This window comes from Mycobacterium europaeum (genome assembly GCF_034555895.2).
In the GTDB taxonomy this organism is placed as follows: Bacteria; Actinomycetota; Actinomycetes; order Mycobacteriales; family Mycobacteriaceae; genus Mycobacterium; species Mycobacterium europaeum.
The window spans coordinates 4,849,523-4,875,473 of the sequence record NZ_CP157315.1 but is presented as its reverse complement, the minus strand read 5'-3'; the positions used below and the strand labels follow the sequence as shown (position 1 = coordinate 4,875,473).

Annotated in this window: 25 protein-coding genes; 13 read left to right on the top strand and 12 right to left on the bottom strand. The window is 64.0% G+C overall.

Translation table 11 applies throughout. From position 1 onward, the window contains the following. The first annotated feature begins 9 nt into the window (after positions 1 to 9). The 4 genes from U8D42_RS22440 (at position 10) to U8D42_RS22425 (ending at position 3,474) form a co-directional block, all read left to right on the top strand. Entirely contained in the window at positions 10 to 495 is a 486-nt protein-coding gene (locus tag U8D42_RS22440) for a nuclear transport factor 2 family protein (RefSeq protein WP_322858183.1), read from the top strand. Next, entirely contained in the window at positions 492 to 1,364 is an 873-nt protein-coding gene (locus tag U8D42_RS22435; protein ID WP_322858184.1) for an SDR family NAD(P)-dependent oxidoreductase, read from the top strand. The genes U8D42_RS22440 and U8D42_RS22435 overlap by 4 nt, the downstream gene beginning before the upstream one ends. A 1-nt stretch (position 1,365) precedes the next feature. Then, positions 1,366 to 2,310: an alpha/beta hydrolase gene (locus U8D42_RS22430; RefSeq protein WP_322858185.1), complete on the top strand. Its 945-nt coding sequence runs from the start codon at positions 1,366 to 1,368 to the stop codon at positions 2,308 to 2,310. Positions 2,311 to 2,397: 87 nt separating this feature from the next. After that, entirely contained in the window at positions 2,398 to 3,474 is a 1,077-nt protein-coding gene (locus tag U8D42_RS22425) for a hypothetical protein (protein WP_322858186.1), read from the top strand. A 191-nt stretch (positions 3,475 to 3,665) separates the two neighbouring features. Here U8D42_RS22425 and U8D42_RS22420 read toward each other — a convergent pair whose 3' ends face one another. Next, positions 3,666 to 4,265, bottom strand: coding sequence for a TetR family transcriptional regulator (locus tag U8D42_RS22420; RefSeq protein WP_322858187.1), 600 nt, complete (start codon positions 4,263 to 4,265; stop codon positions 3,666 to 3,668). A gap of 308 nt (positions 4,266 to 4,573) precedes the next feature. Between U8D42_RS22420 and U8D42_RS22415 the strand changes: the two genes are divergently transcribed. Next, positions 4,574 to 5,482: a hypothetical protein gene (locus U8D42_RS22415; RefSeq protein ID WP_322858188.1), complete on the top strand. Its 909-nt coding sequence runs from the start codon at positions 4,574 to 4,576 to the stop codon at positions 5,480 to 5,482. 568 nt (positions 5,483 to 6,050) lie between these two features. On the opposite strand, the gene U8D42_RS22410 is transcribed toward U8D42_RS22415, so the two are convergent. After that, a complete protein-coding gene (locus U8D42_RS22410; protein ID WP_322858189.1) occupies positions 6,051 to 7,193 on the bottom strand; it encodes a Rieske 2Fe-2S domain-containing protein in 1,143 nt (380 codons plus the stop codon). Between the two features lie 103 nt (positions 7,194 to 7,296). Between U8D42_RS22410 and U8D42_RS22405 the strand changes: the two genes are divergently transcribed. After that, positions 7,297 to 9,000, top strand: a complete 1,704-nt coding sequence (locus U8D42_RS22405; RefSeq protein ID WP_322858190.1) for a 3-ketosteroid-delta-1-dehydrogenase — start codon at positions 7,297 to 7,299, stop codon at positions 8,998 to 9,000. Here the strand turns inward: U8D42_RS22405 and U8D42_RS22400 are convergent. Beyond that, positions 8,997 to 9,671, bottom strand: coding sequence for a PadR family transcriptional regulator (locus U8D42_RS22400; RefSeq protein ID WP_322858191.1), 675 nt, complete (start codon positions 9,669 to 9,671; stop codon positions 8,997 to 8,999). The two genes, U8D42_RS22405 and U8D42_RS22400, sit on opposite strands and share 4 nt — an antisense overlap. A 304-nt stretch (positions 9,672 to 9,975) precedes the next feature. Here U8D42_RS22400 and U8D42_RS22395 point away from each other — a divergent pair, with 304 nt between their 5' ends. Next, positions 9,976 to 10,551, top strand: coding sequence for a PaaI family thioesterase (locus U8D42_RS22395; protein WP_322858192.1), 576 nt, complete (start codon positions 9,976 to 9,978; stop codon positions 10,549 to 10,551). A gap of 252 nt (positions 10,552 to 10,803) precedes the next feature. On the opposite strand, the gene U8D42_RS22390 is transcribed toward U8D42_RS22395, so the two are convergent. The 4 genes from U8D42_RS22390 to U8D42_RS22375 are packed head-to-tail and all read right to left on the bottom strand — an operon-like array spanning position 10,804 to position 15,747. Further along, the gene (locus U8D42_RS22390) at positions 10,804 to 13,824 is read right to left on the bottom strand and encodes a DEAD/DEAH box helicase (protein ID WP_322858193.1); all 3,021 of its coding nucleotides are present in this window, start codon (positions 13,822 to 13,824) and stop codon (positions 10,804 to 10,806) included. Positions 13,825 to 13,827: 3 nt separating this feature from the next. Continuing rightward, complete coding sequence (locus U8D42_RS22385) at positions 13,828 to 14,322, bottom strand: DUF6527 family protein (protein ID WP_322858194.1); 495 nt, start codon at positions 14,320 to 14,322, stop codon at positions 13,828 to 13,830. Beyond that, positions 14,319 to 15,488, bottom strand: a complete 1,170-nt coding sequence (locus tag U8D42_RS22380) for a ThiF family adenylyltransferase (RefSeq protein WP_322858195.1) — start codon at positions 15,486 to 15,488, stop codon at positions 14,319 to 14,321. Before U8D42_RS22380 ends, U8D42_RS22385 begins: the two co-directional genes overlap by 4 nt. After that, positions 15,463 to 15,747 carry a multiubiquitin domain-containing protein gene (locus U8D42_RS22375; RefSeq protein WP_322858196.1) on the bottom strand — a complete coding sequence of 95 codons (285 nt, stop codon included), beginning with the start codon at positions 15,745 to 15,747 and terminating at the stop codon, positions 15,463 to 15,465. Before U8D42_RS22375 ends, U8D42_RS22380 begins: the two co-directional genes overlap by 26 nt. Before the next feature lie 140 nt (positions 15,748 to 15,887). Here U8D42_RS22375 and U8D42_RS22370 point away from each other — a divergent pair, with 140 nt between their 5' ends. The 6 genes from U8D42_RS22370 (at position 15,888) to U8D42_RS22345 (ending at position 21,201) form a co-directional block, all read left to right on the top strand. Beyond that, positions 15,888 to 16,271, top strand: a complete 384-nt coding sequence (locus U8D42_RS22370) for a helix-turn-helix domain-containing protein (protein WP_322858197.1) — start codon at positions 15,888 to 15,890, stop codon at positions 16,269 to 16,271. Between the two features lie 2 nt (positions 16,272 to 16,273). Further along, complete coding sequence (locus U8D42_RS22365; protein ID WP_322858198.1) at positions 16,274 to 16,993, top strand: ImmA/IrrE family metallo-endopeptidase; 720 nt, start codon at positions 16,274 to 16,276, stop codon at positions 16,991 to 16,993. Positions 16,994 to 17,412: 419 nt separating this feature from the next. Beyond that, complete coding sequence (locus U8D42_RS29410) at positions 17,413 to 17,721, top strand: alpha/beta hydrolase (protein WP_431523803.1); 309 nt, start codon at positions 17,413 to 17,415, stop codon at positions 17,719 to 17,721. A gap of 96 nt (positions 17,722 to 17,817) precedes the next feature. Beyond that, a complete protein-coding gene (locus U8D42_RS22355) occupies positions 17,818 to 19,056 on the top strand; it encodes a Zn-ribbon domain-containing OB-fold protein (protein ID WP_322858200.1) in 1,239 nt (412 codons plus the stop codon). After that, on the top strand, positions 19,053 to 20,213 hold the full coding sequence (locus tag U8D42_RS22350; RefSeq protein ID WP_085288687.1) for a thiolase C-terminal domain-containing protein: 1,161 nt from the start codon (positions 19,053 to 19,055) through the stop codon (positions 20,211 to 20,213). Before U8D42_RS22355 ends, U8D42_RS22350 begins: the two co-directional genes overlap by 4 nt. 16 nt (positions 20,214 to 20,229) lie before the next feature. Next, positions 20,230 to 21,201 carry an LLM class flavin-dependent oxidoreductase gene (locus tag U8D42_RS22345; RefSeq protein ID WP_322858201.1) on the top strand — a complete coding sequence of 324 codons (972 nt, stop codon included), beginning with the start codon at positions 20,230 to 20,232 and terminating at the stop codon, positions 21,199 to 21,201. 72 nt (positions 21,202 to 21,273) lie between these two features. Here the strand turns inward: U8D42_RS22345 and U8D42_RS22340 are convergent, their stop codons facing one another. From U8D42_RS22340 to U8D42_RS22320, 5 genes are all read right to left on the bottom strand, one after another. Further along, positions 21,274 to 21,732, bottom strand: coding sequence for a MaoC family dehydratase (locus tag U8D42_RS22340; protein ID WP_322858202.1), 459 nt, complete (start codon positions 21,730 to 21,732; stop codon positions 21,274 to 21,276). Between the two features lie 75 nt (positions 21,733 to 21,807). Further along, positions 21,808 to 23,046 carry an acetyl-CoA hydrolase/transferase C-terminal domain-containing protein gene (locus U8D42_RS22335; protein WP_322858203.1) on the bottom strand — a complete coding sequence of 413 codons (1,239 nt, stop codon included), beginning with the start codon at positions 23,044 to 23,046 and terminating at the stop codon, positions 21,808 to 21,810. Between the two features lie 70 nt (positions 23,047 to 23,116). Then, positions 23,117 to 24,307, bottom strand: coding sequence for a thiolase family protein (locus tag U8D42_RS22330; RefSeq protein WP_322858204.1), 1,191 nt, complete (start codon positions 24,305 to 24,307; stop codon positions 23,117 to 23,119). 27 nt (positions 24,308 to 24,334) lie between these two features. Continuing rightward, entirely contained in the window at positions 24,335 to 25,483 is a 1,149-nt protein-coding gene (locus U8D42_RS22325) for a thiolase family protein (protein ID WP_062886642.1), read from the bottom strand. Continuing rightward, positions 25,470 to 25,937 carry a Zn-ribbon domain-containing OB-fold protein gene (locus tag U8D42_RS22320; RefSeq protein WP_085288805.1) on the bottom strand — a complete coding sequence of 156 codons (468 nt, stop codon included), beginning with the start codon at positions 25,935 to 25,937 and terminating at the stop codon, positions 25,470 to 25,472. Before U8D42_RS22320 ends, U8D42_RS22325 begins: the two co-directional genes overlap by 14 nt. Positions 25,938 to 25,951 lie beyond the last annotated feature (14 nt).

Below are 25,951 nucleotides of genomic sequence, written 5' to 3'. Positions count from 1 at the left end.
ACTGTGGGCATGAGCAACGACATCACGCTGTCGGAACTGCAGGAGTTCATCGCCGCCTTCTGGTACCACTACGACGAAGCCAACTATGACGAGCTGGCCGCCAGCTACGCCCACGATGTGCACTACGTGACCCGAAGCGACAGTGGCGCCAGTCCTTTCGAGGAGCTGATGTCGCCCGAACTCGACGGTCGTGATGCGGTCATCGAGTGGCTGTCCGAGCATCGCAAGCAAAGCCCCTACCCGCTGCGTCACCACGCCACCAACGTGCACCGCACCGGCACCGATAACGGCGTAACCCGCGCCCGCTTTTACATCTTCGTCAACCAGATCGCCAACTTCGTGCCGTTCGCGGTGTCCAGCGGAGTGGTCAACGTCGGCGTGCGCCGCGGCCCCCACGGGCTGGAGTTCACCGATATGGACGTCGTGCTGGATGCCACCAACTCCGTGCTGCTATCCGAACTGCACAGCGGCACCCCCACCGCATCGCAACCATGACCGTTCAAGAGCTCTTCTCTGGCGGCGTCGCCGTCATCACCGGAGCCGGCTCCGGGATCGGCGCCGGCATGGCCCGCTACGCCGGCAAATTGGGCATGACCGTGGTGCTCGCCGATGTCGATGCGCACAGCATCGCCGCCCTGCGCGAGGAGCTCACCGCCGCGGGCAGCACCGCGGTCGACATGGTGTGCGACGTGCGGGATCCCGTCGCCATGCAAGAGCTTGCCGACACGACCATCCGTGACGTCGGGCCGGTGCGATTGCTGGTGAACAACGCCGGAATTGAACAGTTCGGCTACCTGTGGGACACCCCGGTGGCCAATTGGCAACGGATCGTCGACATCAACATCAGCGGGGTCTTCTACGGCATCCGCGCATTCCTGCCGCCAATGATGGCCACCCCCGAGCAGGCGTGGGTGTGGAATGTGTCGTCGGTCGGTGGGGTCGTCGCGATGCCCTTGCAAACGCCCTACATCGTGAGCAAGCACGCCGTACTGGCGATGACCGAGTGTCTCAACCTCGAAGTACAGTCCAGCGGGCACGACCACCACATTCACGTCCAGGCCGTGCTGCCCGGCCCGGTGCTGTCCAACATTTTCGAATCAGCCGGCGGCGTCGACGCCACTGAGGCCACCGACGTCGCGGCTGCCGAGGCGCACCGTACGGCCATGCTCGACCTGAAGGCCGACGCGATGGACCCGCTGACAGCTGCCGCGGTCGTGTTCGAGCAAGCCGCTCAAGGCAGCTTCTATCTGCTCACCCATCCCGACTATGTTCGGTCGGCGATGCAAGAGCGCGCCAACGTCCTTGCGTCCCAACAGGCTCCGGTTTTGCGGACCGAGCGCCGGTTCGACCCCGCCCGGCATTAGCGTGTCCACTCCCCCGCTGGATCCCGACGCCGCCGCCCGAGTCACGTCGCTCGGTACGATCCCGCCGATGCGCCAACGCGGCCTCGCCGCGGTGCGGGCCGCGATCGAATCCGCGCCGCTGCCCGAGGCAATGCCACAGATGGACAACATCACCGAGACCACCATCCCGGGGCCCGCCGGGCCGATACCCACGCGAATCTATCGTCCCACCTCAGATTCCTGCCCACCCGTGCTGGTGTATTTCCACGGCGGCGGCCTGGTCATGGGATCCAACCACTCGTTCGAACCGCTGGCCCGCGCGCTCGCATCGGCGTCCATGGCCACCGTCGTCGCCGTCGACTACCGCCTGGCCCCCGAAGCGGCACCGCCGGCGCAGTTCGACGATGCCTACGCCGCCACTGAATGGGTGTCGCGCCGAGCCGCGGATCTGCGTGTCGATGCCAGCCGGCTCGCAGTGGTCGGCGATAGCGCCGGAGGTTCGTTGGCGGCCTCGGTTGCCCTGGCCGCGCGTGACCGCCGCGGTCCGGCGATCTGCGCTCAGGTGCTGCTGTACCCGGGCCTGGATCGCGACATGACGGCCCCGTCGGTCGCCTCGACGGCCGACGCGCCGCTACTCACCCGCGACGACATCGACTACATGCACGCACTTGCCGACGGAGATGCCGGGCCGCCCGAGGACCCGTACCTGGTGCCCGCCTACGCTTCCGACCTTTCCGGGCTGCCGCCCGCGATCGTGGTCACCGCCGGCTGCGACCCGATCCGGGACTGGGGTGAGCGATACGCGGTCCGGCTCCGGGACGCCGGAGTTCAGACCACCCTCACCCGCTATCCGGGTACCTACCACGGCTTTCTCATGTACCCCGCCGCGACCGCCCGCGGCCGGCTGGCCATTGCCGAGATCGGCGCGGTATTGGGCGCCAAGTTCGCCAATCCGCTCCCATTTTGACGTCCCGATCACCGGACACGAATCGACCGCGCGTCGACGTCGGCGACGACAATCACACCAATCGAAACATGCAGAAGGAGACCGCTGATGCTCACCGATGAGCGCCGGATGGAGCTTTCCAACGTATTGCGGCCCGCCGCGCCGCCGCGCGAAATCGACAACGTCTACACGGCCGAGCAACGCGGGCGGCTGCTCAATGTCGTACACGCGCACGGCCCTTGGAAGCTGATCATCGCCCAGCACTTCGCATCGGCCGACGAGTTGATGGCCACCATGAGCGGCGCCTTCCCCGAGGGATTCACTCCGTCGCTGGACCTTTTTCTGACGCCGACATTCCGCGGCTACCTGGCCAACTACGGGGCTGTTCTCTACCCGGAGCTGCACGACTGCTTCTACAACGCCACGTTCCTCGAGCACGCGAAGAGCTACTGGAACGCCGAGTACGCCAAGCCTGAGATGATGTTGTTCAACATCAACGGCCCGTGCGCCAACCGCGATCCGGGCCATCTGGACTCGCCGAGCTTCCGCGGTGTACGCCACGAGAACGCCCCCACCTGGCTGTGCAGCGTGATGGGCAAGTCGGGCCTGTTCACCGACTACCTCATCAAAATGGCTCAGGTCATCACCTGGTTCTCCCTCGACGAGGGGTCCGGTTTTACCTATTGGCCCGACGGCCCACTGAAGGCCCCCGCCCGGGTCTTGCCGCCCATCAACAACCGCGGAGTGGTCGTTCAGAACGAGATGATGGTGCACCGCGGAGAAGCCAACGGGCCGCTGGAACAACAGGTTCCGCCGGGACTGGCCTTCGACACAGTCTTCGCCGGCGATCCGGCCGACCCCAACCACTGGCTTCTGAAGAACGGTGACGACGTCATCGCCCGCCACCACACCGACGAATTGCGTTTCCTGGTGCACTGGTCCGCCGAAGTGTTCTCCGACTTCGAGGAACTGAAAAAGAACATGGACGGCTCCGACGACATCACGATCGAACGGGCGATCGGCATCATGGTCGATGATCTCAAGGGCAAGGGCATCAAGCTCGACACTCCCAGCGATCCCCTGCACGACCCGGCATTCATCGCCGCCCTCAACGCCGCATACGACCTTGGCGGACCGACAACCTATCCAGAAGAAGCGCCACTGAGCGCGTTCCAATTGGCTTAAGCACCGAAAGACGCAGCATCAAGGATCATTTCGGGGAATCCCGGGGGCATCCCGACTTGGACGGGTCCGGGGTATGCGGCGCCGTTGAGCCCCGACCCGGCTCAACGAAGGCGCTCACGTAGTGGGGCAACGAAATGTGCCGAGCCACACGGCGTTGGATCTATCGTGATCGGCCGACAGTGACCTGCGGCTCAGACAGCCGGGCACGCCAGCGTTCCTACGATCATCTGCATGCCGCAGCGCAACGCGGATTGCAGGGCGGCGAAGTCGCCGTGCTGGACCCAGTGGACGTAGGCGTGCCGACACGCTTGAACCACCAACTGGGCAGGCAGCTCTCGGGTGAATGGGTCATCGCTTAGATCGAACCGGACGGCAAGGAACTCGGTGATGGCACCGACAAGGTCTTGTCCCCAGTCCAGCCACCGTAATCGATATTGGGGATCGCTGATCATCATCGCCATGAACCTGCGATCGATCTCCATCCGGCCCCGCCGGGGAACTTCGGTGCTAAATGCCGCAACGAGGACCTCGACGGTGTCGCTGTCCGGTGCTGCGTCACTTAAAATCTGGATGCTGAGCCTGCCGAATTCCCGGAATAGCGGCATAACGACGTCTTCTTTGACCGGGAAGTAGCGGTGAAATGTCCGCGGCGCAATGCCCACCGCTTCGCAGATCCGCTCGACGGTCGCCGAGGTCGACCCGTCGGCGAGAAACGTGTCGCGGGCAGCCAGCGCGATGTGCATTCGAAGGTCGTCGGCGCGACGCTCCGCGTGCGTCGCCGGACTGCTCACCAGCCTTACCTCACTTCCTCGCCACACGAGCGGCATGTCGATCCTAACCGCGAAAATCCCTGACTCATGTACTCCACCTGCGACGGCATCCCGCTGAGCGGGATCGCGATGGTGACGCACACCTCTAGGAACTAGCCTGAGGAATGTCAGATTCTGCCATTTATGTCGTGATCTGACACGACACCGTGGTGACGTGCCGCATAAGCAGTGGCCCGTTGACAGATATGCGATGACTGTCCCCCAAGAGGGCCGAACCACGCAGCCAACGATGTCTCGACACCAGCCGAGCCCATTGAGGAGAAGCCCCTATGACCGCTGAAAACGACGAACTCAACTATGACGACTACACCCATGACTTCATGGGGAAGGTCGGCAACGTTCAAGACTTTTCGCGCGATTTCCTCCTGGGCCTCGCGCGAGTGTTCGAAGACGTCTTGAACTTCATGCCCTACGCCCATGTCAAGATCTATTCGGAGAAGGTTGGCATTAGCGCCGCCATGGACGTCGCCGCGGAGCTGTCGCGGGCGGGGATGCGTCAAGTGATGCCTATGGGGCGCTACATCGCCCCGCCGGGTTGGGACTGGAAAAATGCGCAATACCAAGCGATTCCTTTTGATGTGCAGACTGAGGACCTGACCAAGCCGGCCCTGATACGTCTGATCAAGACCTATTGGGACCAGTACCTCAAAGGGCACAACTATTTCATCGACCAGTGGACCAAGATCATCCCTGAGGAGGAGGTCTGGCTCGGGCTCCCCGACATGTATCAACTCATCATCGATTACCAATACCCCAAGCTGGCCAGAGTGTTCAAGATCGAGCCGGTGCACGTCGTGGACTTTCTCAAGTTGGCCTGCCTGAGCATCGATGGCACGCTCGGGTACGGCGGTGAGTACATCGTGTACAACCCCGATCACGTGGTGCTCAACATGCGTCGGTGCGAAGTGCTACAGAAGTACACCGACGAAGGCCTCTACCCGCCGGCAAGGGCCTGGATGAACTGCACTTTCGAGCAGCGCATCTCAGCCCCGTTCTTTCCTGGGTGCAAACTCGACATCAACTTGCCGCCAAAGGATTTCAAGTTTGCCCAAGGAGAACCCTTCTGCGTGTGGACGTACACGCGCGGCGAAGAAAACCATGAAGCTGCTGCCGCCGCCCCTGATCCGCGCGCCAGCGCAATGAAGAAGATCCCGATCATGCCGGTGTCATCGACCTAGGAAGTGGCGTGGCCGCGGCTCCTTGGCCGAGAGCTGCGGGGCCCGGCCAAGCCCGACCATGAACCGTGCGTGTGACACGACCGGAGACTCAATGCGTCCCAAACCCACTCGATACACACAACACTCGCTCGACAGCAATCGGTTCGCAGGGGCTCATCACCTAACAAGTCCACGGTGTCACGCAATAGGCGACGATGCAGCTCAGTGGATTGACCGCGTATCCACCCACGCGCTGCCGGCCGCTTAAGTTCCAACCTTTTTGGCCGTCATGCCGGAGTTCCGCCGCTTGCATCGACGATCCGAAGCGTCCCGGTACGCACGGCATTCGTGATCGACTCGGTAAGAGCCGAGCATGACAGGAAGAGATCACACCGTCCATATGGCGCTAGTTGTGCAGCGGCGGAACGCTCCTGACAACGGGCCAAGGCCGGGGCGGTCCACTGCACGCTCGTCTGGCTCCAGCTGCTTTTACGAACCTGCACTCGCGCTCCGCAGCGCCGGCATGCCACGGCCATCGTGGGCATGTCGGCGAGGCGCTCATCCTCTCTCACAAGCGAACCCAACGTCATCACACCGGGTCTTTGGCGGTCGCCTGCGCAGCGATATTGGCCTCGACCTCCTTCATCCAGGCCTCGTACGGGCGGGTGGTGTCAAGCTCAAACTCGAAGCGGTCCACCATATCCGGTTGAACATCGGCAATATCGACGTAGAACTGCTCATACCAGCGTCGCAGTTGGTAAACCGGGCCGTCTTCTTCGACCAAGAGCGGGTTGTCGATGCGCGCCTTGTGCCGCCAGATCTGCACATCTTGTTCGAAACCGAGTTTGACGAAGTCCCCCAGGGCGACCGCAGTCTGCACCGCGGCGTCATCGGGCAGCGCCTCCGATTTCTTGACGATGATGCCGTACTGCAACACAAAGGAATTCGCGTCAACCGGGTAGTGGCAATTGATCAAGACGGTGTGGTGGTCACCATCCTCGTAGTGATAAGTCAGGTCGTCGACCATAAAAGACGGTCCATAGTAAGACGCCACCGATGTCGTGCCGAGCAACTGAGGACCTTCCGCGGCGCCCAGGTCGGGCCTGCCCGCACTGTTCATGTACTGGGTAGCCACGTGCCCTTCGAAGATGTTCTTGAAATGAGTGGGCAGGGACCCGTGAATATAGAAGAAGTGGGCCATGTCCACGACGTTGTCGATGATCTCACGGCAGTTGGTGTTCACGACGGTGGTGTACCAATGCCACTCGGTCCACTCGTCGCTGGTAGCGCCTTCGATGCGTGGGATCCTGACCTCAGGTGGGGGTGGTTTGCGCTCGGGATCGTTCCACACAAACAACATGCCGTCCTGCTGCAAGGTGGTCCACGCTCGCGTGCGGGCCAGCTTGGGTGTGCGCTTGCTGTAGGGCACGAGCTTGCAACGTCCGTCACCACCCCAACGCCAGTCATGGAACGGGCACGCCACCTCGTTGCCCTTGACCTCACCCTGCGACAGGTCACCGCCCATGTGGCGGCAGTAGCCGTCGAGGACATTGACCTGCCCATCACCGCCGCGAAACACCACCAGCTTCTGGCCGAAAGCATTGATCGCGTGCGGCTTGCTGTCACTGAAGTCTTTGATCAGACCCAGGCAATGCCAGCCGCGGGCGAATCGAGTTGGCGCAGCATCTGCCTCGATCAGCCGAACTTCGCCGGCTTCGGACTGCGAATTCATGGGCGCCATTCAACCCCGACTGACCGGCAGGTGGAGGGCACGTGTTCCACTGATCAGGACGCCTCTTCCCGCTAAGCAGCCCGGCCGCTTACCGTTCCCAGGCGTGACAACGCACAGCACGACGATTCCTGCTGGACTTCCCGTGTCCGACACGACGGTGGACCTACTCGTGATCGGTTCGGGAACCGGCATGGCCGCAGCACTCGCCGCCCACGACCGGGGGCTCTCCGTGCTGATTGTCGAAAAGTCCTCGCACGTGGGTGGTTCGACCGCACGTTCCGGTGGTGCGCTGTGGCTGCCCGCGGGCCCGGTGCTGCAGCGGGCCGGTGCCAACGACACCGCCGAGCGCGCCGCCACCTATCTTGACTCCGTGGTTGCGGGCTCAGCCCCACCTCCGCGTTCCGCGGGATTTTTGACACATCTCTCCGCGACCGTCGAGCTGCTAGAGCGAACGACTCCGATGCGGCTGTTCTGGGCCCGGGACTACTCCGACTACCACCCCGAAGAGCCCGGTGGCAGCGCAGCCGGGCGTACCTGCGAGTGCCGGCCCCTAGACACTGCCGTCCTGGGCGAATACCGCAGCCGGCTCCGGCCCGGGGTCATGGAGTCCGGCTTATCCATCCCGACAACGGGCGCGGACTACCGTTGGCTCAATCTGGTGGCGCGGGTGCCGCGCAAGGGAATTCCGACTCTGGCGAAGCGAGTGGCCCAGGGTCTGGGTGGCCGCCTGCTTGGCCGGCACTATGCCGCGGGCGGGCAAGCCCTGGCCGCAGCCCTCTTCGCCGGTGTGTTGCGGGCTCAGATCCCGGTGTGGACCGACACCACCTTGCTGCGCCTGGTCGGCGACGACGACCGCGTCAGCGGGGCGGTTGTCGGCCACGGTGGCCGCAAAGTGACCATCACGGCCCGGCACGGGGTGGTGCTGGCCACCGGCGGCTTTGACCACTGCATGGAGATGCGCTGGAAATTTCAGTCCGAGGCACTGGACGCCAACGTCAGCCTGGGCGCCGACTCCAATACCGGCGAGGGGATCCGCGTCGCCCAAGAACTGGGCGCAGACATCGATCTGATGGACCAGGCCTGGTGGTTTCCCGCGATCGCCCCGCTGCCGGGCAAGGCGCCCGCGGTCATGCTCGCCGAGCGATCACTTCCGGGCTGCCTGATCGTCAATCAAAACGGGCATCGATTCGCCAACGAGTCGGCCGACTACATGTCGTTCGGTCAGCGATTGCTCGAACTCGAGCAGTCCGGGCAACCGGTAGAAGCGATGTGGATCATCTTCGATCGGCAATACCGCAACAGCTATGTCTTTGGCGCCGAACTGTTTCCGCGGATGCCCATTCCACAGACCTGGTATGACGCGGGCATCGCGGTGCGCGCCGACAGCCTGCGCGAACTCGGCGCACGGATCGGCGCTCCGATGTCAGAGTTCAATCAGACGATGACGCGCTTCAACGAAAACGCCGCTGTCGGTGAGGATCCCGATTTCGGTCGCGGCCGCAGCGCCTACGACCGCTACTACGGTGACCCGACGATAACACCGAATCCCAACCTGCGACCGCTGACCAAGGGCCCGTTCTACGCTGTGAAAATGGTGCTCAGCGACCTGGGTACCTGCGGTGGGCTCAAGGCCGACGAGCGGGCACGGGTGCTGCGCGAAGACGGCACTGTCATCACCGGGTTGTATGCGATCGGTAACACCGCCGCCAACGCGTTCGGCGCCACATATCCCGGCGCGGGTGCGACAATCGCGCAGGGATTGGTATACGGCTACATCGCCGCTCGTGACGCCGCCGGCGGCGGTTAGTCGGCTCGACGCTTGGATTGGACCTGCTTTTCCACCTCGCGCCAGTAGCCGGGCGTGGGGCGTACTTTGCCCGCACCGCCTTTAGCCTTCTGCATGAAGGCGTCGGCCTCGTCGATTTCCTTCATCAGTTCCAACGCGAACTCACGCTCGGCAGCGTAATACTTGGCCGCCCAGCGCAGCGCGAGCACCGAGTAGGCCCAAGCGGGTTCGTCCTCGGCGCCCTCAGCGTCCTCGACCGCTTTGCGGTGCCTGGCCTCGGCGTAGGCGACGTGGTCCTGCAACATCTCCTTGAGCCGAGCGGGAGTGGTCAGATGGCCGAACGTCACCCGCATCAGCACACTGTGTTTGAGCACCGGCGGATCCACGGGGGCATTGTTGGTCCAGTCGGTGACCGCGTCCAACCCGGCCGCGGTGATCTTGTACAGCCGGCGGCTGCGTGTGCCCTCGTCACGCTCAATTCGTGATGTCACAAGCCCCAAGCTTTGGAGCTTCTTCAGCTCGGTATAAATCTGGCTATTCGACGGGCTCCAGTAGTAGAGGTCAACGCTCCAGTCGATCCACTTTTTCAGGTCGTAGCCGGATACTTCCTCTTCGTATGACAGCATGCCCAGCAACGCCCAACTGGTGGCGGCAAGTACCGACTTCACCTGCTTATCACTGGGCTCGGCCATTTTGCCAGATTAACAGCACAGCCGAGATGCCTCGGTGATATGCCCGCTGGACGGGACGCCACCTTCCGGGCCGCTACCTCATCATTTCATGCTGTTAGTCGATGACCACCGAAGTCGCAGGCGTCGATCCCGTGCGCAGCGTCCCTGGCGTTCTGCAGCACGCGGCGCGCACCACGCCCGCCGCAACGCCAACGGTCGGCGTGCCACGCCTAAGTGATGACGGGGTCCCGGCTCGCGGTTCGCTGTCAGTGAGGGCGAAGACCTTGCCAGCGGCATCGCGGACACCGGCGATCTGAGCCTAACGATGACTGACCCATCGTCGACATACGAGCTACTGGCCATCTCCGTGCGCAACCTGATCGATGCGACGATCCGAACAGAGTTGGAGCCCAACGCGATTGCCTCCATTGCAACCCAGATCGACGCTATTACAGGCCGACTGAGCACCGAACAGATGCCTGGCTCGTTCGGCGAACGTGTCAGCACCGACGGGCAGAGCCCAGCTTCGGGTAACGCAGTAATTGGAGTCCGCAATCCGTTGGCTCCCCCACTCGTGATTCATGAGGGAAACGGAGCCGTCTGGTCGGAACTTATCCTCGGTGCAGCCTATGAAGGACCGGCGGGTTACGTGCACGGCGGTGTCTGCGCGATGGTGTTGGACCATGTACTGGGCGCCACCGCCCACAAGCCGGGCCGGCCCGCCTACACCGGGACGCTGACCCTGCGCTACCACCGAGGAACCCCGCTACGAAAGGCTCTCCGCGCCAAGGCCTGGGTCGACCGCGTCGAAGGAGTCAAGACCTTTGCCGTTGGACAACTAAGCGACAGCGGTGGCGTAACCGTCTCAGCAGAAGGGGTTTTCATTCATCCGCGAAAGTGAGCAGAACGCTGGCGATAAGGCGCCTCCGACGCTTCTCGCACAGCACTCAACCCAAACGCCACCACCAACAACGCAGTTGTCGAGATGCAACGAAGATTGACAAGACACGCCTGCCTACTTTGACAAAACTTCGGCGTGTCGAAAAGGCTCGCTAATCTTCGCTGCATAAACCCAGGTCATGGACAATTTACGGTATCGCTATGGCTGAGCGCCTTCCCATCACGCGAGGGTATAGGGGCGCCCACCGGAACCTCACCTGTCGACGGGATCTGCTATCCACTGCAGGACCTGTTCGGCTCGATCGTCACCAAGGATGTTGTGCAAAGCATCCCCTGCGGTCTGCAGGTCCGCGACGGTGTCAAGTCCTTCAGCGAGCAGCTTGAGGTATTCGACTCTGGACAGCCGGGCGCCGAGTACCGCGGCGACCGTACCGATTCGGCTTGGCAGCCCGATCTCAAGCCGCACACCAAGATTCGACAACCCAACTTCATCGGGAAGCTGATATCCACGCACCCGGCAGATCGTGGCGACAGCATCGATAACATCACGAGTCCGTGCGGCAACGGATCGAATCGGGCCGGCTGCGTTTGTATTTCGCATGTGCCGCATCAATTCAGCCTCGATATCGACCATCGGTGAATCGCTGGCAAATAGCAACACCGCCGCGACCTTCTTCGCTCGCGTCAGCGGGTCACCTCCGCCGACATGCAAGCCACGAAGGAGCGCCCCACTAACTCCTAACGCGGAAGCGGTTGGAAACCAGCGAAACTGCTCTTGGCGCGACCGGCCCGCGACGGGCAGATACGTCTCATCGAGCTCCACGGTAACCTGCGCCAGGGTGACGAGGTCGGCTTCGGTCAACTCCCGTCCGGCGGGTGCGAACCGCAGAAGCGAGGATACCTGTGTCACTGATCGGACCTCGATTCCGGACTCGCCGGCGTACCGACCAAGTTCGGTAACCGAGACACGACCGTCAGCCTCGATATCGAGAAGCTCTGCGCGCCTAAGTGATTCGAGGTCCCGGTCGAGTGCGTCGTGGTTCCAGCCTGACCCGCCTCGGTCTACCTGCTGCCAGATCGCGAAGCTGTTCTCCAGCAACGCTAGCAACTCCGCACGCAGAACGGATCCTCCCAACGTGACCAGACTTCGTAGAATCAAGGTTTGCGGGTCGGTGCTTGCGCTGAGGAAGTGCGATCGGATGGTTTCGGGCTGACCCTGGACGTAGCGGAGCCAAGCCTGCGATGGCGGCGGATCGCCTGTTGCGACGATGTAGGACTGACCCTCGTCTGCGAAGCCAACTCTGCCGGCACGCCCCGCCATGTTCTTGTACTCGGCCACTGAGTAAGGGCTTGGGCTCGGCCCCGGATGGGTAAGCCCGGCAATGACGACCGCCTCCGCGGGTGTGTTGATGCCCATCGCGAGCGTGGTCGTCGCGACAATCACTTTCAGGTCCGAAGACGGGTCGCGGAATCGCTTTTCTAATGCGACGCGCTCATCTGGGCTGAGGTCCGCGTTGTGAAAGCCAACTCCTCCCACGAGGGCGTCCCGCAGTGAGTGCGATGCGGTCGACAGGTCGCCATCCGGCAGCAAGGAGAGGACCGTGTTGGCGGGCGGTAGACCGAGACTGTGGGCAAGGTATCGAGCGGTGCCTACGGTTTCGCCTTTGATGGCTCGGAAAACGATCACCTTTTTATCTTCTCCCACAAGGCGTCTCACCAGGGGGATGATGATCTGCTTGCTGCCTTCTCCACCAACCCCCCAATCAGGAGCGACGAAATGCTCCGTCGACGACGAGCCGTCCGGATTAAGGTGCTGAGCCTGGCCCGATGCGTCAACAACACTTTCGCGCAACGGAATCGGCCTAGATTCGGTCCGTAGCAGCTCTGCCCCGAGCCAGCGCTCGAGACCATTGGTATCGCCGATCACGGCGGAGAGTGCTACAACCTGAGGGGCGCCGCCCCGGGCATGGCCGGACCGCAGCAGAGCGAGGAGAAACTCTAGACTCGGTCCCCTCGATTGCTCAGCAATGTTCTGGGCTTCATCGATTACGACGAGTGTGACACCGCGCAACACCCACGGCGACGCGGTAACGATGCTCAGGAATTTCTCGTAGGTCAGTAGAGCGAGATCGAATTGCCCACTGTAGATCATGCCGACCTGATCGGCGTGCTCCCCTGTCGCCCGCACAACGGCTAGGTGATCGCCGTACAGCTCTTGGAAGTAGTCGAATTTGTCGTTGACGAGGGCGCGCATCGGCAGAAGCATGACCACGCGTGCACCCTGCTCGGCTTCTCGTACCGCTGCCAGCTCGCCGATCATGGTCTTCCCCGACGATGTGGGGGCGACCACAAGCAACGATTTCCCGTCAAGCACGCCGCAGTCGTTGATCGCGGCGAGCTGTAGCTCATTAAGCGCCACCATCTGTGACGACCAGCGATCGAGCACCGGCTGGCTGAAACCGAACGGCCGCAATGAGTTCCAGTCCCTGGTTGCTGGTTTCCGAACCCGTTCAGGGAAGACAGCAGCGTACGCTGCGCCGGGGGTCAAGCGGGGCAGAGCCGGCGCACCCTCGACCGCCCCATAGACGGTGGGGGTCTGTATCTCACCGAGAAGCTGCGCGGAATCCAAAACGTTCAGGGTGACGTAGTCGATCAAGGCCAGCAACGGAATGAATTCACTGTCGAGGTAGTCCCCGTAACCCTGAACGGCACGAATGAGGTGGTAGGACAGCAGGCCATGGCCGAACTGCTTCGTTTCAATTGCGGGCTCTGAGGCGGCTGAGGCCGTGAGCACCAGGCGCCCGTCGCCCCGGATCAGGCGCTCAACGCTGTGCCGGTCCTCGATCGGAAGCCGGGCCGCGGTCGGAGCGAATACGCGCGCGCCTCCGATCCCTCCGGAAAAGCAGCAGTCGAGGACGACGAACATCTGGCGGCTGGGGATCCCATCGAGGTGGACCGCCAGTTCATCAAGGGATATGCATGTGCCGGCAAGATCGCTGGCGTCCGCATCGATTGGCACGAGGCGGTGGTCATCGGTTCCGTGGCCGGAGAATGTGATGACGACGAAATCGTCCTCGCGCGCGGCCTTGAGGTCTTCGATGGCGTGCACGATGTTCTCGCCGGTGGCGTCCGCGTCGACCAGCTTGGTGACCGATCCGTTGTCGCTGTTGTCCTCAAAGAGGCTGCCCAGCGCTAGGGCGTCGGCCCTGGCGCAGGTCAACCGCGTGATAGGCGCTGGATATTTGTCGATTCCGATGAAGAGGCCGCGCAGCATGCGTTATTGGTCCTTCCCCGTCGCCATCGTCGGATCGGGGCGCGAGGATCGCCACAACCTGCGCTTCGCGATGCGTTGGAAGAGAATCGCTCGGAAACGGTCGTGGAGCGTCCGGGTCTGCGGTTGTTCGACCGATGGGTCGGCGTGGCCTGATTTGCGGGCGAAGTACTCCCGTCGTGCCCGGTCTTCGCGAGCCCGACCCCGGGCAATCTGCTCTGGTGTGCAGGTTTTCGCCCGGATCACACGGTTGGAGCGGATCCAGTAGTGGGTTTGGCACGGGAATTCCCAGTTGCCCACCGACGGGAACAGCGACACCGCCTCGCCGTCGAACAGGATCTGCCAGTCGGCCGGTGAGATCGGGGTGACAACCTTGTAGCCGCACCCACATGCACATTTGTGGACCGCGGTGCAGTACGGGATCGACACATAGAGCGCGCCGTCGTCAAGCTGACTGGGGATGTACTCGACGAACTCGGGCGTCAGCGTGGTGTGCCTCATTCGGGAGAATCCTCGTTGGTGAGATGGTTGCCGTCGATGGTGTAGGCGCTGTGATGCTCGCGTTCCAAGTCGGCGTAGAAGCCGAACAGCTTCTTCCACTTGATCACCGCATAAATTGCGTTGAGCGCGTTGATGTCTGCGAGCTGGATGTTGTCGTACTCCTCATCATCATCGTCGACGACGGGCAAACGGTGCAGTTCGTGCCGCTCCGGCGTGCATGCGGTGGTGCGGACGATGCCGGCCAAGGACTCGCCCGTGCGGTACATGCCGATTCCGCAGTCGATGAACGGCACCCCGTACTCCAGCAGCCGCTCGGAGATGAACTTCCTGCAGGGGCCGGAGTCGATCGCCAAGAACACGAACGTCATCGACTGCAGCTGCGCGATGATGTTCTCGTCGACGCGCTCGGGATGCGCAACGATCCCGTAGCGGATCGCGTCGTAGATGCTCTTGTAGTAATGGACCTTCAGTGGCGACTGCGCGAGTTGATCAATCGACGCCGCGCCGGGCGACCGAAATGCATTGTGCGCGTACAGACGATCCGGGTCGTACAGATGGATCTCTCCGACCGGAGTCTTAGCCACCTGGTCCAGGATGTAGGCGCCGGTTCCCCCGAGGCCGACGACCGCGACGCTGGCGATGGCCAGCTTCTCGGTCACTGCGCTGATCCGGGCGCGGCTTGACGCCGCGTCGTGATACCGAAACACCGATTCCTCAGCAGTGACCGCCGCGACAGGGAACGTCCTGGCGGTCGCCTGCGGATCGATGGCCTGGGCGGCCCCTGACACCATGTTGATGTAGGAGACGACTTTCTCGTAGTAGTCGACGTAGGCGCCGCTGGGCGGCTTGCTGGAGAACTGGCAGTCGGCCACCACTCCCTCTGCGAGGGTGATCGCGTTGGGGTTGTTGATGATCTTCGACAACTGCTCGCCGCGCGGGTCGCAGGGGATGCCGCCGACGAAGCAGACAGTGTGGTCGCTGGGCGCCACGGTGCTCACGCCATTGGTGGTCAGCTCGCTCACGATCGTTCCGTACGCCACCTCGCCGGCGGAGGTGACGTACGGGACGTCGTGCACGTGCAGGTAGTTGGCGCGGACCTCGATGTTGAAGCCCTCGTCGCGCAAACGCTGCAGATCCGGGCTACGACTTATTTGTAGCGGTGACATTGAAGACCGTGCCTTTGTGCTTGACCGTGACCTTCTGGCCCTCAACGAGGACACCCTCATGACGGGTCCCCTCAGCCTTACGGAAGGTCACGGTGTAGGTGGTGCTCGGATCGGCCTGCTCCGGATAGGCGATCGCCACCACCTCCGCGTAGGAGACAACCTCGTGCGGGACGACGGCCAGTTCCCCGTTAATCACGATCGCATACTCCTTGCCACGATCCGCGAGGTCGACCCCCGCAGTCCTCTCGTCTTCATTCATCAGTGATCGGTCCTTTCGATGCCGACGCCGACGGGAATCTCCCATCGGGTTGTACGCATGTCCGCGTACACGCCTACAGTGTAGCACGGCACGCGGACACGAGATTTCCGCAGACCAGCGGCGTACGCTAGTTTGCGAACATGGCAAGCCAAGGCAGGGGCGAATCGCTCGGAAAACAGATACGGAACGCTCGCGTCGACGCAGAACTGACGTTGCGCGGCCTGGCGCGCGATCTGGGATTGTCGCCGTCCTACCTGAATGACATTGAATTCGATCGTCGGGTGCCGTCCGCTGAGGTGCTAGAGCAGATTGCCAAGCGGCTCGCCCTGGACCTCGACACGTTATTGGCGGCGGCGGGGCGGCTAGGTCTCGCCACCAAGGACGCCGAGCAGTACATTCGCGAGAATCCGAGCGCCGGGGTGCTGTTTCGACGGGTGACCCACGATCAGTTGACCGAAGGCCAGCTCAAACGCCTGCTCAAACAGGTTGACGAGATGACACAGGACAACAACTCGGAGCGATAACGATGCAGTGGTACTCCGGCCCGGAGGGCGATCAGCGGATCTGGTACGAAGCCGAGGACATCGAACAAATCGCGACTGAGCAACTTCGTCGAGCTGAGCTGATGCCTGCGCTGCAGGATCCGGTCACCGATGTTGAGCGACTGATCGAAGTCCATCTTCGGGCCCAACTCGACCTGTACGCCAACCTGCCCGACGGAGTCCTCGGGCTAACCGAGTTCCCGGCTCGGGGCGCGCCGAAGGTCCAGATCGACAGTGCGTTGACCGAGGCGCGAGACGCCGAAGGCGCACCCGTAGGAGTGGTTGGTCGCTGGCGAGCGACCCTCGCGCACGAGGCGGCCCACATCTTCCTTCACCGCTACCTGTTCGATCCCGAGATGGCCCAGCTGGCTGGGCGTGGTGGCGTTGCCAACCCGAGCGAGGGTGGACTGATGCGCTGTCTGCACCGCGACATCTCACCCACCGTGGCGGAGTGGAACTCGGTGCGCCGGCGTCCAGATTGGCGCGAAGTTCAAGCCAACCGGGCGATGGCGGCCCTGCTGATGCCGCGTCGAATCTTCAGGCGACTGGCCCTGCGTGAAATACGCGAACTCGGCTTGGGCACCCCGCCAGTCGCGGCGCACGACACAGAATCGCTCACCACGACCCTCGCCGAGCTTCTGCAGGTGTCGAAACAAGCCGTCGGCATCCGGCTCGCTTCCGAAAGCTTGGCTGCGTCGGCCTAACGGATCAGAGATCTCGACGACTTGTCCGACGTCCTCGCCAGGGCGCAGTTGCGTACCGGCAATCCCGACGAGGTGGCATCTGCTCAACGCGAGCCGACCTCGCGGGAGATCTCAACGATCTGCCCGCGGATCGCCCAGCACTTATAACCCGGTTCGGCGGCCAGTAGTTAGCCGGCCGCGCAGTAGTGATCGCCGGGATTCCAGGTACCGGCGGGCCGGTGTGGTCGAACCAGCTGCGGCACCGTGCCGAGCGCCGCGCGCTGCTTGTCGCTCAAATAGTGGGCGATTTCGGTGCTTGCCGCTGGCAGCGCGGTCGCAAGTCAGACCCCCTCAGGCGCGGGTGATCACGCCTAATCTGCCGGGGCGCCAGCGGATTCCCGGAGACCTGCGGACCCTGACCGTCAGTCAGTGCGTCGATCGTGCGGCAGGTCGAGGCGGCGGGTGTCGATCACGTGGCGCTGGTGGCGCACTCGTTGGCGGGGATCAACGTTCCCGGTGTTGCTGCCGAGCTCGGATCCCGCCGTGTGCGACGCATCGTCTTTGTGGCGTGCAATGTCCCGCGTCAAAGGAACCAGCGTGCTGCGCAACCTGAGCCCGCCCATCCGTTTCTTCGCACGAATGGCCACAAACCGGCTGCCGTTGTGGCTCGCCTCTATTCTCACCAGCCGCCTCTGATCGCAGCGATGATCGCCGCTCACAAGTGGCACAATTCACAGCTAAATATATAACTATATACCTTATTGTGGACGGGTGAGTTATTCCTGGCAGAGCAGCGCCGTTCGGAGTTTGTGCGCTTGTCCCACCGAAGCGCGAGGTAGACGACCGTGACTGATGTTGTGTCGATTGGCACTTACCTTCCGCCCTGGACGACTGGCGTGGGTAACCGCGCTCGTCGGGTCAAGGGACCTGACGAGGATGCGCTGACCATGGCGGTTGCCGCCGGTCGGGCGGCCGATCCGACGGCCTCTGCGCAGCGCGTCGTTCTCGTCTCGCGTGACTTTCCACTGCTGGAGGGTGGCAACGGTGCTGTGCTTCTCGCCGGCCTTTCGCTGTCCGCCGACGCTGCGGTGACCGAGGTTCTCGGAGGTGCGCCGGTGGTGCTCGACCAGATAACGTCTGCCCCTGCCGGCACGCTCGTCATCGCCGCCGATGACACCGATGGCGTCGCCTCCGCCGCCGCGGTACTGACCGGAGTCGACGGTTCCGGTGCGGCGGTGAATGCAGTCGCTCGACAGACCCGCAGCCTGCCGACGATCGCGCGCGGGCCAGACGGGGCGCGGCACGTGTACGCCGATCCGCGGTTGCAGCGCGAAGTCGGCGTGAAGTCGACGGTGGCCTTGCTGGGACTCGACGGGACACAGTCCGTGGCCGCGGTCGCGGGAGTCGCGGCAGGCCAACTCGGGGGTGGTTTCGATGCGGGCGCCGCGGCCGAAGACGCGACTGTCTCGGCGGCCGCACTGATCCGCGTCCTGGCCGCAGCCATCGAGAAGGGCACAGCAGGGTTGGTGCTGGCTGTCGAGCAGTCCAGCGTGACCGCCGCGCAACTGGAGTTGCGCGCACAACCGCCGACGATCACCCGCGATGAGGTGACCGCTCGCGATCTGCCCCCCTTCAGGACGGCCGAGGGCATCGGCATCCCGATCTCGCTTCCTGCTTATGCGCGCGCGTTCGATCCGAAGCTGCGGTGGGAGGTCGCTGTATTCGAGGAGCGGCCCGGTATCGACTCCGCAGCGCAATTCCCGCCACGCACCCGTGTCGACGACAACGGTGTGCTCGCCGCCGATTACCGGCTCGAGCCGCTGCCGCGCACCGGCACCGTCTACACCCACACCACAGTGCGGATCCCGGTACCCGATCTGCCCGGCCCTTATTCGCTGGCTGTTGTCCAACTCGACGACAGCCCAGTACGGGTGCTGCTCAAAGTAACCGGAGTTCCGGCTGGAGAAGCCGCTATCGGTCAGCCCGGCTCGGTGGTGCTCCGCCGGCTCGCTACCCGCGCCGGAATTCCCGACTACGGCTACGCGTTCTGGCCCGGCCGCGATTCACGAGGAGCAGTGGCATGAGAAACGTCGCCGTCGTTGGGGCCGGAATGACCGCATTTGCAGAGCATTTCGACCTCGGGATCAAAGATCTCATCCCGATGGCCTACGCCGAGTGCGTCGCCAACGTCGACAAGGGCATCGCCAAATCCGAATTGCAGGCCGCCTGGTTCGGCGAGTTGACCACGACGGACGGCTTCCCGGCCGGCATCCTGGCCGATACCCTCGACCTCACCGGTATTCCGGTAACCCGGGTCGAAAATGCCTGCGCCACTGGCAATGACGCCGTCCGCAACGGCGTGCTGGCGATTGCGTCCGGCGCCTACGACGTGGTGCTCGTGGTGGGTGCAGACAAGGTCCGCGAGACCGCGACCAACGCCACATTCTGGGAGTGGGCCGGGCTGACCCGCGACACCGCCTGGGACTATCCCTTGGGGCTGGTCGCCCCGGCCAACTTCGCGTTGCACGTCACCCGTTACCTGCACGAGTCGCCGGCCACCAAGGAGCACATGGCGATGGTCGCGGTGAAGAACCACTTCCACGCCCTGAAGAACCCCAAAGCCCAACTGCGCTTTGAGATCACTGTCGAGCAGGCACTGGCCGCGCCGATCATTGCTGACCCGTTCGGACTGTATGACTGTACGCCGCAAAGTGACGGTGCCGCCGCGCTGATCCTGGCGGCCGAGGACGTCGTTGACCGTTACACCGATCGCCCGGTGTGGGTGCGCGGCGTGGGGGTGGGCATGGACCGTGTGATGCATCAGCACAAGTCGGATATGACGAGTTTCCCGCCGACGGTGCGCGCCGCCAAGGCCGCGATGAACATGGCCGGGCTGACGCCCTGCGATATCGACGTCGCCGAAGTGCACGACTGCTTCACCGGCGTCGAGCTGATCAGCTACGAAGACCTGGGTTTCGCCAGCCGATTCGAGGCCTACAAACTGGTCGAGGGCCGCGAACATTACGTGGGAGGCTCCATCCCGATCAACCCCAGCGGCGGGCTGAAGGCTAAGGGGCACCCGCCGGGCGCGACCGGTGTGGCGCAGTGCTACGAACTGTTCAACCAGTTACGTGGCGAAGCCGAAAACCAGGTCGACGGGGCACGAGTGGGGTTGGCGCACAACATCGGCGGACCGACCGCGGTGTCCGCGGTCACCATCCTGTCCAGCGACAAGCGCTGACACCGCGGATTCGGCGATGAAGGTCGGCGTGTACTTCGACATGCGCAACCCGCCCGCATGGCGCCAGGACTGGAATCGGCTCTACGGGTTCACATTGGAGATGTGCCAAGAGGCCGAGCACCTCGGCATCGACTCGGTGTGGACCAGTGAGCATCACTTATTCGAAGACGGCTACCTCACACAGCCGTTGACGATGTTGGCGGCGATGGGTGCCGTCACCCGGAAGGTTCGGCTCGGCACTGCCGTTCTGCTTGCACCGTTGCGCTCGGCGATTCAGATCGCCGAGGAGGCGACCATCGTCGACGTGATCACCGGCGGGCGGGTCGACCTCGGTCTCGGTGCGGGGTACCGCCATCCGGAGTTCGAGCTGTTCGGGGTGGACATCTCCCGGCGCTACACCACGACTGACCGTCGGGTCACCGAGTTGCGGGAGATCTTCTCTGATGCCCGGCATGTGCCTGCGCCGGTCCACGGTCAGATTCCGATCTATCTGGGCTACCAGGGGCCGAAAGGGGCTAGACGGGCCGGGAAACTCGGTGCCGGTCTGCTGAGCGCGAACGGCGCTCTGTGGCCGCACTACCGAGAGGGGCTCGTCGCGGGTGGTCACGATCCGTCGGTGGGCCGCATGAAGGGCGCCTTCTCGGGTTGGGTGACCGAGGACCCCGATGCCGACTGGCCCGTGGTGAGCGAACATCTGCGGTACCAGCTCGACTCCTACCGGCGGTACATGGTCGAGGGCACCGACGCGCCGCTGCCCCGTCCGGTTGACCCCGACCGTATCCGCAGCGAATCCGACTTGGGCAGGGTGCTCGGGGCGTTCGTCCACAACACCCCCGAGGTTGTCGCCGCGTCAGTGCGCGCTTATGTCGACGACGCACCTGTCGAGGAGATCTTCCTGTGGTCATCCATCGCGGGAATGCCAGAGCAGTTGGTGGCCGATCACATCCGACTGATCGCCACCAAACTCAAACCGCTCCTCGCTCAATAGGCGACGACTCCTCGGGGGCAGTGCTGTTACGCAAAGCGGCCTGTTGCGGTCCGACCGCAACGCCGAGTTCGTTCAGAACACATACCGTGCGATCAGGTCGACGACTGCGGCCGGTTTGTCCGATCCGTCGATCTCGATGGTGTGGCGCACGGTCAGGTTCACGACGTTGTCGGCCGCGTTGGCGGCGTCGATCAATTCGGAGCGAACGCGGATCCGACTGTCCGCGGTGACCGCGGCGACAAAGCGCACTTTGTTGAGCCCGTAGTTGACGCCCATCTTCGCGTTCTCGACGACGTAGTTGTCCTTGCTCATCTTCGGGATCAGCGACAGCAACAGGAAGCCATGTGCAACCGTGGCGCCGTAAGGGCTGTCGGACGCTGCGCGGTCGGCATCGACGTGTATCCACTGGTGGTCTTCGGTGACGTCGGCGAAGGCGTCGATGCGCGCCTGATCGATCTCCTTCCAGTTGCTCACTCCGAGGTCGTGGCCCACCAGTCGCAGTGCATCGTCGACGGACGCGATCACCTTCATCGGTGCTTCTCTCCTCTGTTGGGCACGCGCTCTCGCGTACCGATGGTCGGGTCCCGCCGCGGCGCCCGGAACCTGCTAGCGCGTGAACAGCTCGGTGATCAGGGTGCGGCGCTGCGCCCAGTCCGCTAAACGCACATCAACGCAACCGTTTTCGGTCACGATGATGTCGACGTCGAATGCCGGGGTCGACGCTGGCCGGCTCAACTGATCCACCAGCGGTGAGCGCCCGTTGAAGGTGGACCCGACGGCGATGATGGATAGACCGCCGCGGCTCAGTCGGCCGGCCCGGCAGTAGTCGGGGTGCCCGCCGATGCCGCCGACGACCTTGTCGGCGACCCCTTCGACGTTGACCTGTCCCGTGGGGTCGATTTCGATGGCGGTGTTGACCGTGATGAGAGGCTCGCCCTGGCTGAGGCGGGTGAGGTCGTGGGTGTGCGCGACGCCCCGCAGGATGGCGCGGCCATCGGCCCAGTCATAGAGGACGTCGCTGCCCAGCAGATAGGTGGCCGAGGGTTCACCGACAAGCAGGCCACGCCGGTCGAGATCGACCACGGCGTCGGTGAGCAGTCCGGTGTCCAGGCGTAGCGGAACTTGTGCGCGCTGGAGCAGCGCGGTGCCCAGCTGGCCCGGCCCGTACTGTAGCCGGGCTCCCGCGGGCACGAATCTGAGCACCTCATCGGCGAGCGCGTGGTGCACCGCTTCGGGTTGCTTCTGCAGGAACTGATACGGGCCATCGCAACTGCGTCCGATGATGCGCACCTGATGGGGATTCAGCGGTGACTCGGCGCTCGCGGCTGGGGCGGTGCTGTCGATGACGGCCAGCACCGGGATGCCCGCGTCGATGAGCTCTCGCTGCCAGGACACCTCGGTGCTGAACAGGAGCTGGTCGCCGCGCTGCACCAGCCGGGTGATCAACACGTCGGGCCGCAACGGCCCGAGCAGCAGCGCCGGCTGCGCGGCGAGGCTGGTGGGCAGGAATCGTGCTGACGGGCTGTGCAGCACGGCCCGCATTCCCCAACCGGGCATCAACGCCACCACCTCGGCGAATGCATCCGGCTCGAGGCCGTCCAAGGGCGCGGTCAGCCAACTGAGCACCAACCGCATTGCACTGATATCGCGTGCCGCCGCGCTCAGCGCGGCACCGAAAGCGGTGCCGTCGTCGAGTGTGCGCAGCTGGCCGACACCATCGCCGACGGCGACCGTGAAACCAGCGCCAGGTGCTCGTGACCGGGCTAACGCGTGTAACTCTGTGCGCAGCGTCGCGGCGAAGTCGCCGCGCCCATGGGTCAGGGTCACCGCGGCGCCGCCCGACATGGGAGTGTCTGCCTGCCGATGGTGGTCATGGACGTTCTTGTCGGATTTGTGTGCGGGGCATTGATTGCCGTCAGGCCACCTCGATCACCATGGCTGCACCCATTCCGCCGCCGGCGCACATGGACAGGACGCCGATGCCGCCGCCGCGGCGGCGCAACTCATAGATCGCCGAGGTGACCATGCGGGCCCCGGTCGCGGCGATTGGGTGGCCCAGACTGATGCCCGAGCCGTAGACGTTGACGATGTCTTCATCTAGACCCAGTTCGCGGGCGCAGGCCACGGCTTGGGCGGCGAATGCCTCGTTGATCTCGAACAGTGCGACGTCCTCGATCTTTCGCCCGGCCAGTTCCAGCGCCTTGGGGATCGCCGTGATGGGCGCGCTCCCGGTGCGGTTGGGCGCCACCCCGACCGCGTTCCAGGACAGCACGTTGGCCAGGACGTCGTTGCGTGTCGTCGGCGCGGCCAGTGCCACGACGGCGGCCGCGTCGTTGATGCCCGAGGAGTTGCCGGCGGTCACGGTGAAGCCCTCGATCTCGGGGTGGAGCACTTTGAGACTCGACAGCGTCTCCAGGGTGCTGCCACGACGGGGGTGCTCGTCTTGGGCGAAGGTCGTGGTGCTGCCGTCGGCCTGCGGGACCTCGACCGGGATGATCTCCTCGACGAAGGCCCCTGCGTCGATGGCGGCGATGGCCCGCTGGTGGGAGCGCAGTGCCCACTGGTCTTGCGCTTCCCGTGAGATTCCGTATTGGACTGCGCAGTTGTGGGCCACCGTGATCGACATGTCCATTGCCGGCGCGTCCGGGGTCGGTGGGTGGGAGAGGGAGAACCACGGGCCGGCCCAGTCGTCGGGGTCCTTGCCGGTGGTGAACGGTTTGCGCTTGCGCGAGATCGGTGCCGTCGAGGCTGATTCGGCTCCGCCGGCCAGGATCGCCCGGCCCATTCCTGCGGCGATCTGCCCGGCGGCGACCGCGATTGCGGTGAGGCTCGAGGCGCATTGGCGGTTCAGCGCGAGCCCCGGCAGTTGGGTCAATCCGAGATCGACCGCGACGTAGCGGGCGATGTCACCGCCGCCCTGCATGACCTCGGCCAGGATCAGGTCCTCGAAGTCGGTGGCGTCCATACCGGATCGATCGATGGCCGCGGCCACGACCGGCTTGGCGAGGTCCTTGGACTCGACGTTGGCCAGTGTGCCCCTGCGGGCGGTGCCGATCGGGGTGCGCGCCGCGGCGACGATGGCTGCGCGGCTGGTGGTTACGGCCATTTTCGGACTCCCATGGTTGTGTGTGGGTCAGGTCGACAGGATGGTGACCGCGGCGGTGCCGGGGGCGCCGTACAGCTGCGCATATCCGACCCGCGGTGCGTCCACTTGGCGTGCGCCCGCACGTCCGCGTAGCTGGGTGACGAGTTCGTAGATTTGCCGCAATCCCGACGCGCCAACGGGTTCGCCGTTGGCCAACAGGCCGCCGTCGGTGTTGACGGGCAGGCGGCCACTGATCTCGGTCTCGCCCGCTGCGATCAGCTTTTCCTGATCACCGTCGGCGCAGAAGCCGTTCTCGGCCAGATGGATGACCTCGGAGCCGGCGTCGGTGTCCTGTAGCTGGATCACGTCGACATCCTCGGGACCGATCCCGGCTTCCTCGAAGGCAGCCCGGGCCGCGAAGACCGTCGGACTGGGCGCCGGTGTGAGTGAGATCGACGGGCTCAGCACTTCCAGCGCGCCCGCGCGCCGGGAGAACAGTTGGGACGCCCGCAGGTAGATGGGCTGTTTGGTGTACTTGTGGGCTTGGTCAGCGCGGCACAGCACTGCGGCCGCCGCACCCTCGTCGGGCCCGCAGTACATGTACTGGCGCAGTGGATAGTTCAGGATCGGCGATGCGAGGATCTCCTGTTCAGCGACCGGCTTGCGCCGCCAGGCCGTCGGGTTGGCCGCGCCGTTGCGGAAGGCCTTAGCCGCAACCCGTGCCAGGGTTTCGTGGCTGATCCCGTAGTCGTGCATGTAGCGGTTGATCTTCATTCCGAAGAAGTGGGTGGTCAAAAACAGACCCGCTTGGCCATACCAATCCGGCAGCCCAGATACCGAGGGGTGATCGGAGAACGCTCCGCGGGGATGTTTGTCGAGGCCGATCGCGATCGTCAGGTCGTGGTCTCCTACGCGGATTGCGTTGGCGGCCATGGCCAGTGACGTGCCTCCGGTGGCGCATCCGGTGAATACCGCCCGCGCGGGTATGCCGGTCATACCGAGCAGCGCGGTGATGGCCTCAGGGTTCTTGACCTCCATGCTGCCGGCGTAGAGCGCCTGGATGTCCGTCCACGCCACCCCGGCATCGACGAGTGCGTCGTACACGGCCTCTTCGCCCATCTCCAGCGCCGACTTGCCGGGATAGCGGCCGAACGGGTGTAGACCCACCCCGACGATTGCGACGTCACTTGCGGCCATCGTGGTCTCCTTCTGCAGCGTCGTCACCGTCAGCCGGGGCGAAGGCGAAGATCATCGTTTGATCGCCGTCGGCGTTCGTGCCGAACGGCACGATCCGAAGCTCCATCGGCTGACCGATTCTCAGCTTCTCGGGGTCGCTCTCGGTGAGCCGGGTTTCCACCCGCAACGCTCCGGGCAGCTCGACATAGCCGATCGCGAACGGCGTGAACGTCGTCGCGTCGTCATCGCCGGCATACGGCGGCGCCGGAGGCCGGAATTGCTGGGTGGTGAACGTCCACAGCGTGCCGCGCCGCGGCAGCTCCACCGGCTCGAGCGCTTCGCGCCGGGTACCGACAATGCGGTGGGAGCGATACGGGAAGACGATCTGTCCGTCGGAGGATCGCCCGCCGATCAAAGCGGGATCCTCTGACGGCCAGGTGAACAATCCTTCAGCCAGCGGAACCTGTTGGCTCACGGTCACTATCCTCT

Excerpts from the sequence above, each read along its gene's own strand:
- U8D42_RS22440 (WP_322858183.1), top strand. The coding sequence starts at position 10 with ATGAGCAACGACATCACGCTGTCGGAACTGCAGGAGTTCATCGCCGCC.
- U8D42_RS22435 (WP_322858184.1), top strand. The coding sequence starts at position 492 with ATGACCGTTCAAGAGCTCTTCTCTGGCGGCGTCGCCGTCATCACCGGA.
- U8D42_RS22425 (WP_322858186.1), top strand. The coding sequence starts at position 2,398 with ATGCTCACCGATGAGCGCCGGATGGAGCTTTCCAACGTATTGCGGCCC.
- U8D42_RS22415 (WP_322858188.1), top strand. The coding sequence starts at position 4,574 with ATGACCGCTGAAAACGACGAACTCAACTATGACGACTACACCCATGAC.
- U8D42_RS22410 (WP_322858189.1), bottom strand. The coding sequence starts at position 7,193 with ATGAATTCGCAGTCCGAAGCCGGCGAAGTTCGGCTGATCGAGGCAGAT.
- U8D42_RS22400 (WP_322858191.1), bottom strand. The coding sequence starts at position 9,671 with ATGGCCGAGCCCAGTGATAAGCAGGTGAAGTCGGTACTTGCCGCCACC.
- U8D42_RS22395 (WP_322858192.1), top strand. The coding sequence starts at position 9,976 with ATGACTGACCCATCGTCGACATACGAGCTACTGGCCATCTCCGTGCGC.
- U8D42_RS22390 (WP_322858193.1), bottom strand. The coding sequence starts at position 13,824 with ATGCTGCGCGGCCTCTTCATCGGAATCGACAAATATCCAGCGCCTATC.
- U8D42_RS22385 (WP_322858194.1), bottom strand. The coding sequence starts at position 14,322 with ATGAGGCACACCACGCTGACGCCCGAGTTCGTCGAGTACATCCCCAGT.
- U8D42_RS22380 (WP_322858195.1), bottom strand. The coding sequence starts at position 15,488 with ATGTCACCGCTACAAATAAGTCGTAGCCCGGATCTGCAGCGTTTGCGC.
- U8D42_RS22375 (WP_322858196.1), bottom strand. The coding sequence starts at position 15,747 with ATGAATGAAGACGAGAGGACTGCGGGGGTCGACCTCGCGGATCGTGGC.
- U8D42_RS22370 (WP_322858197.1), top strand. The coding sequence starts at position 15,888 with ATGGCAAGCCAAGGCAGGGGCGAATCGCTCGGAAAACAGATACGGAAC.
- U8D42_RS22365 (WP_322858198.1), top strand. The coding sequence starts at position 16,274 with ATGCAGTGGTACTCCGGCCCGGAGGGCGATCAGCGGATCTGGTACGAA.
- U8D42_RS22350 (WP_085288687.1), top strand. The coding sequence starts at position 19,053 with ATGAGAAACGTCGCCGTCGTTGGGGCCGGAATGACCGCATTTGCAGAG.
- U8D42_RS22345 (WP_322858201.1), top strand. The coding sequence starts at position 20,230 with ATGAAGGTCGGCGTGTACTTCGACATGCGCAACCCGCCCGCATGGCGC.
- U8D42_RS22340 (WP_322858202.1), bottom strand. The coding sequence starts at position 21,732 with ATGAAGGTGATCGCGTCCGTCGACGATGCACTGCGACTGGTGGGCCAC.
- U8D42_RS22335 (WP_322858203.1), bottom strand. The coding sequence starts at position 23,046 with ATGTCGGGCGGCGCCGCGGTGACCCTGACCCATGGGCGCGGCGACTTC.
- U8D42_RS22330 (WP_322858204.1), bottom strand. The coding sequence starts at position 24,307 with ATGGCCGTAACCACCAGCCGCGCAGCCATCGTCGCCGCGGCGCGCACC.
- U8D42_RS22325 (WP_062886642.1), bottom strand. The coding sequence starts at position 25,483 with ATGGCCGCAAGTGACGTCGCAATCGTCGGGGTGGGTCTACACCCGTTC.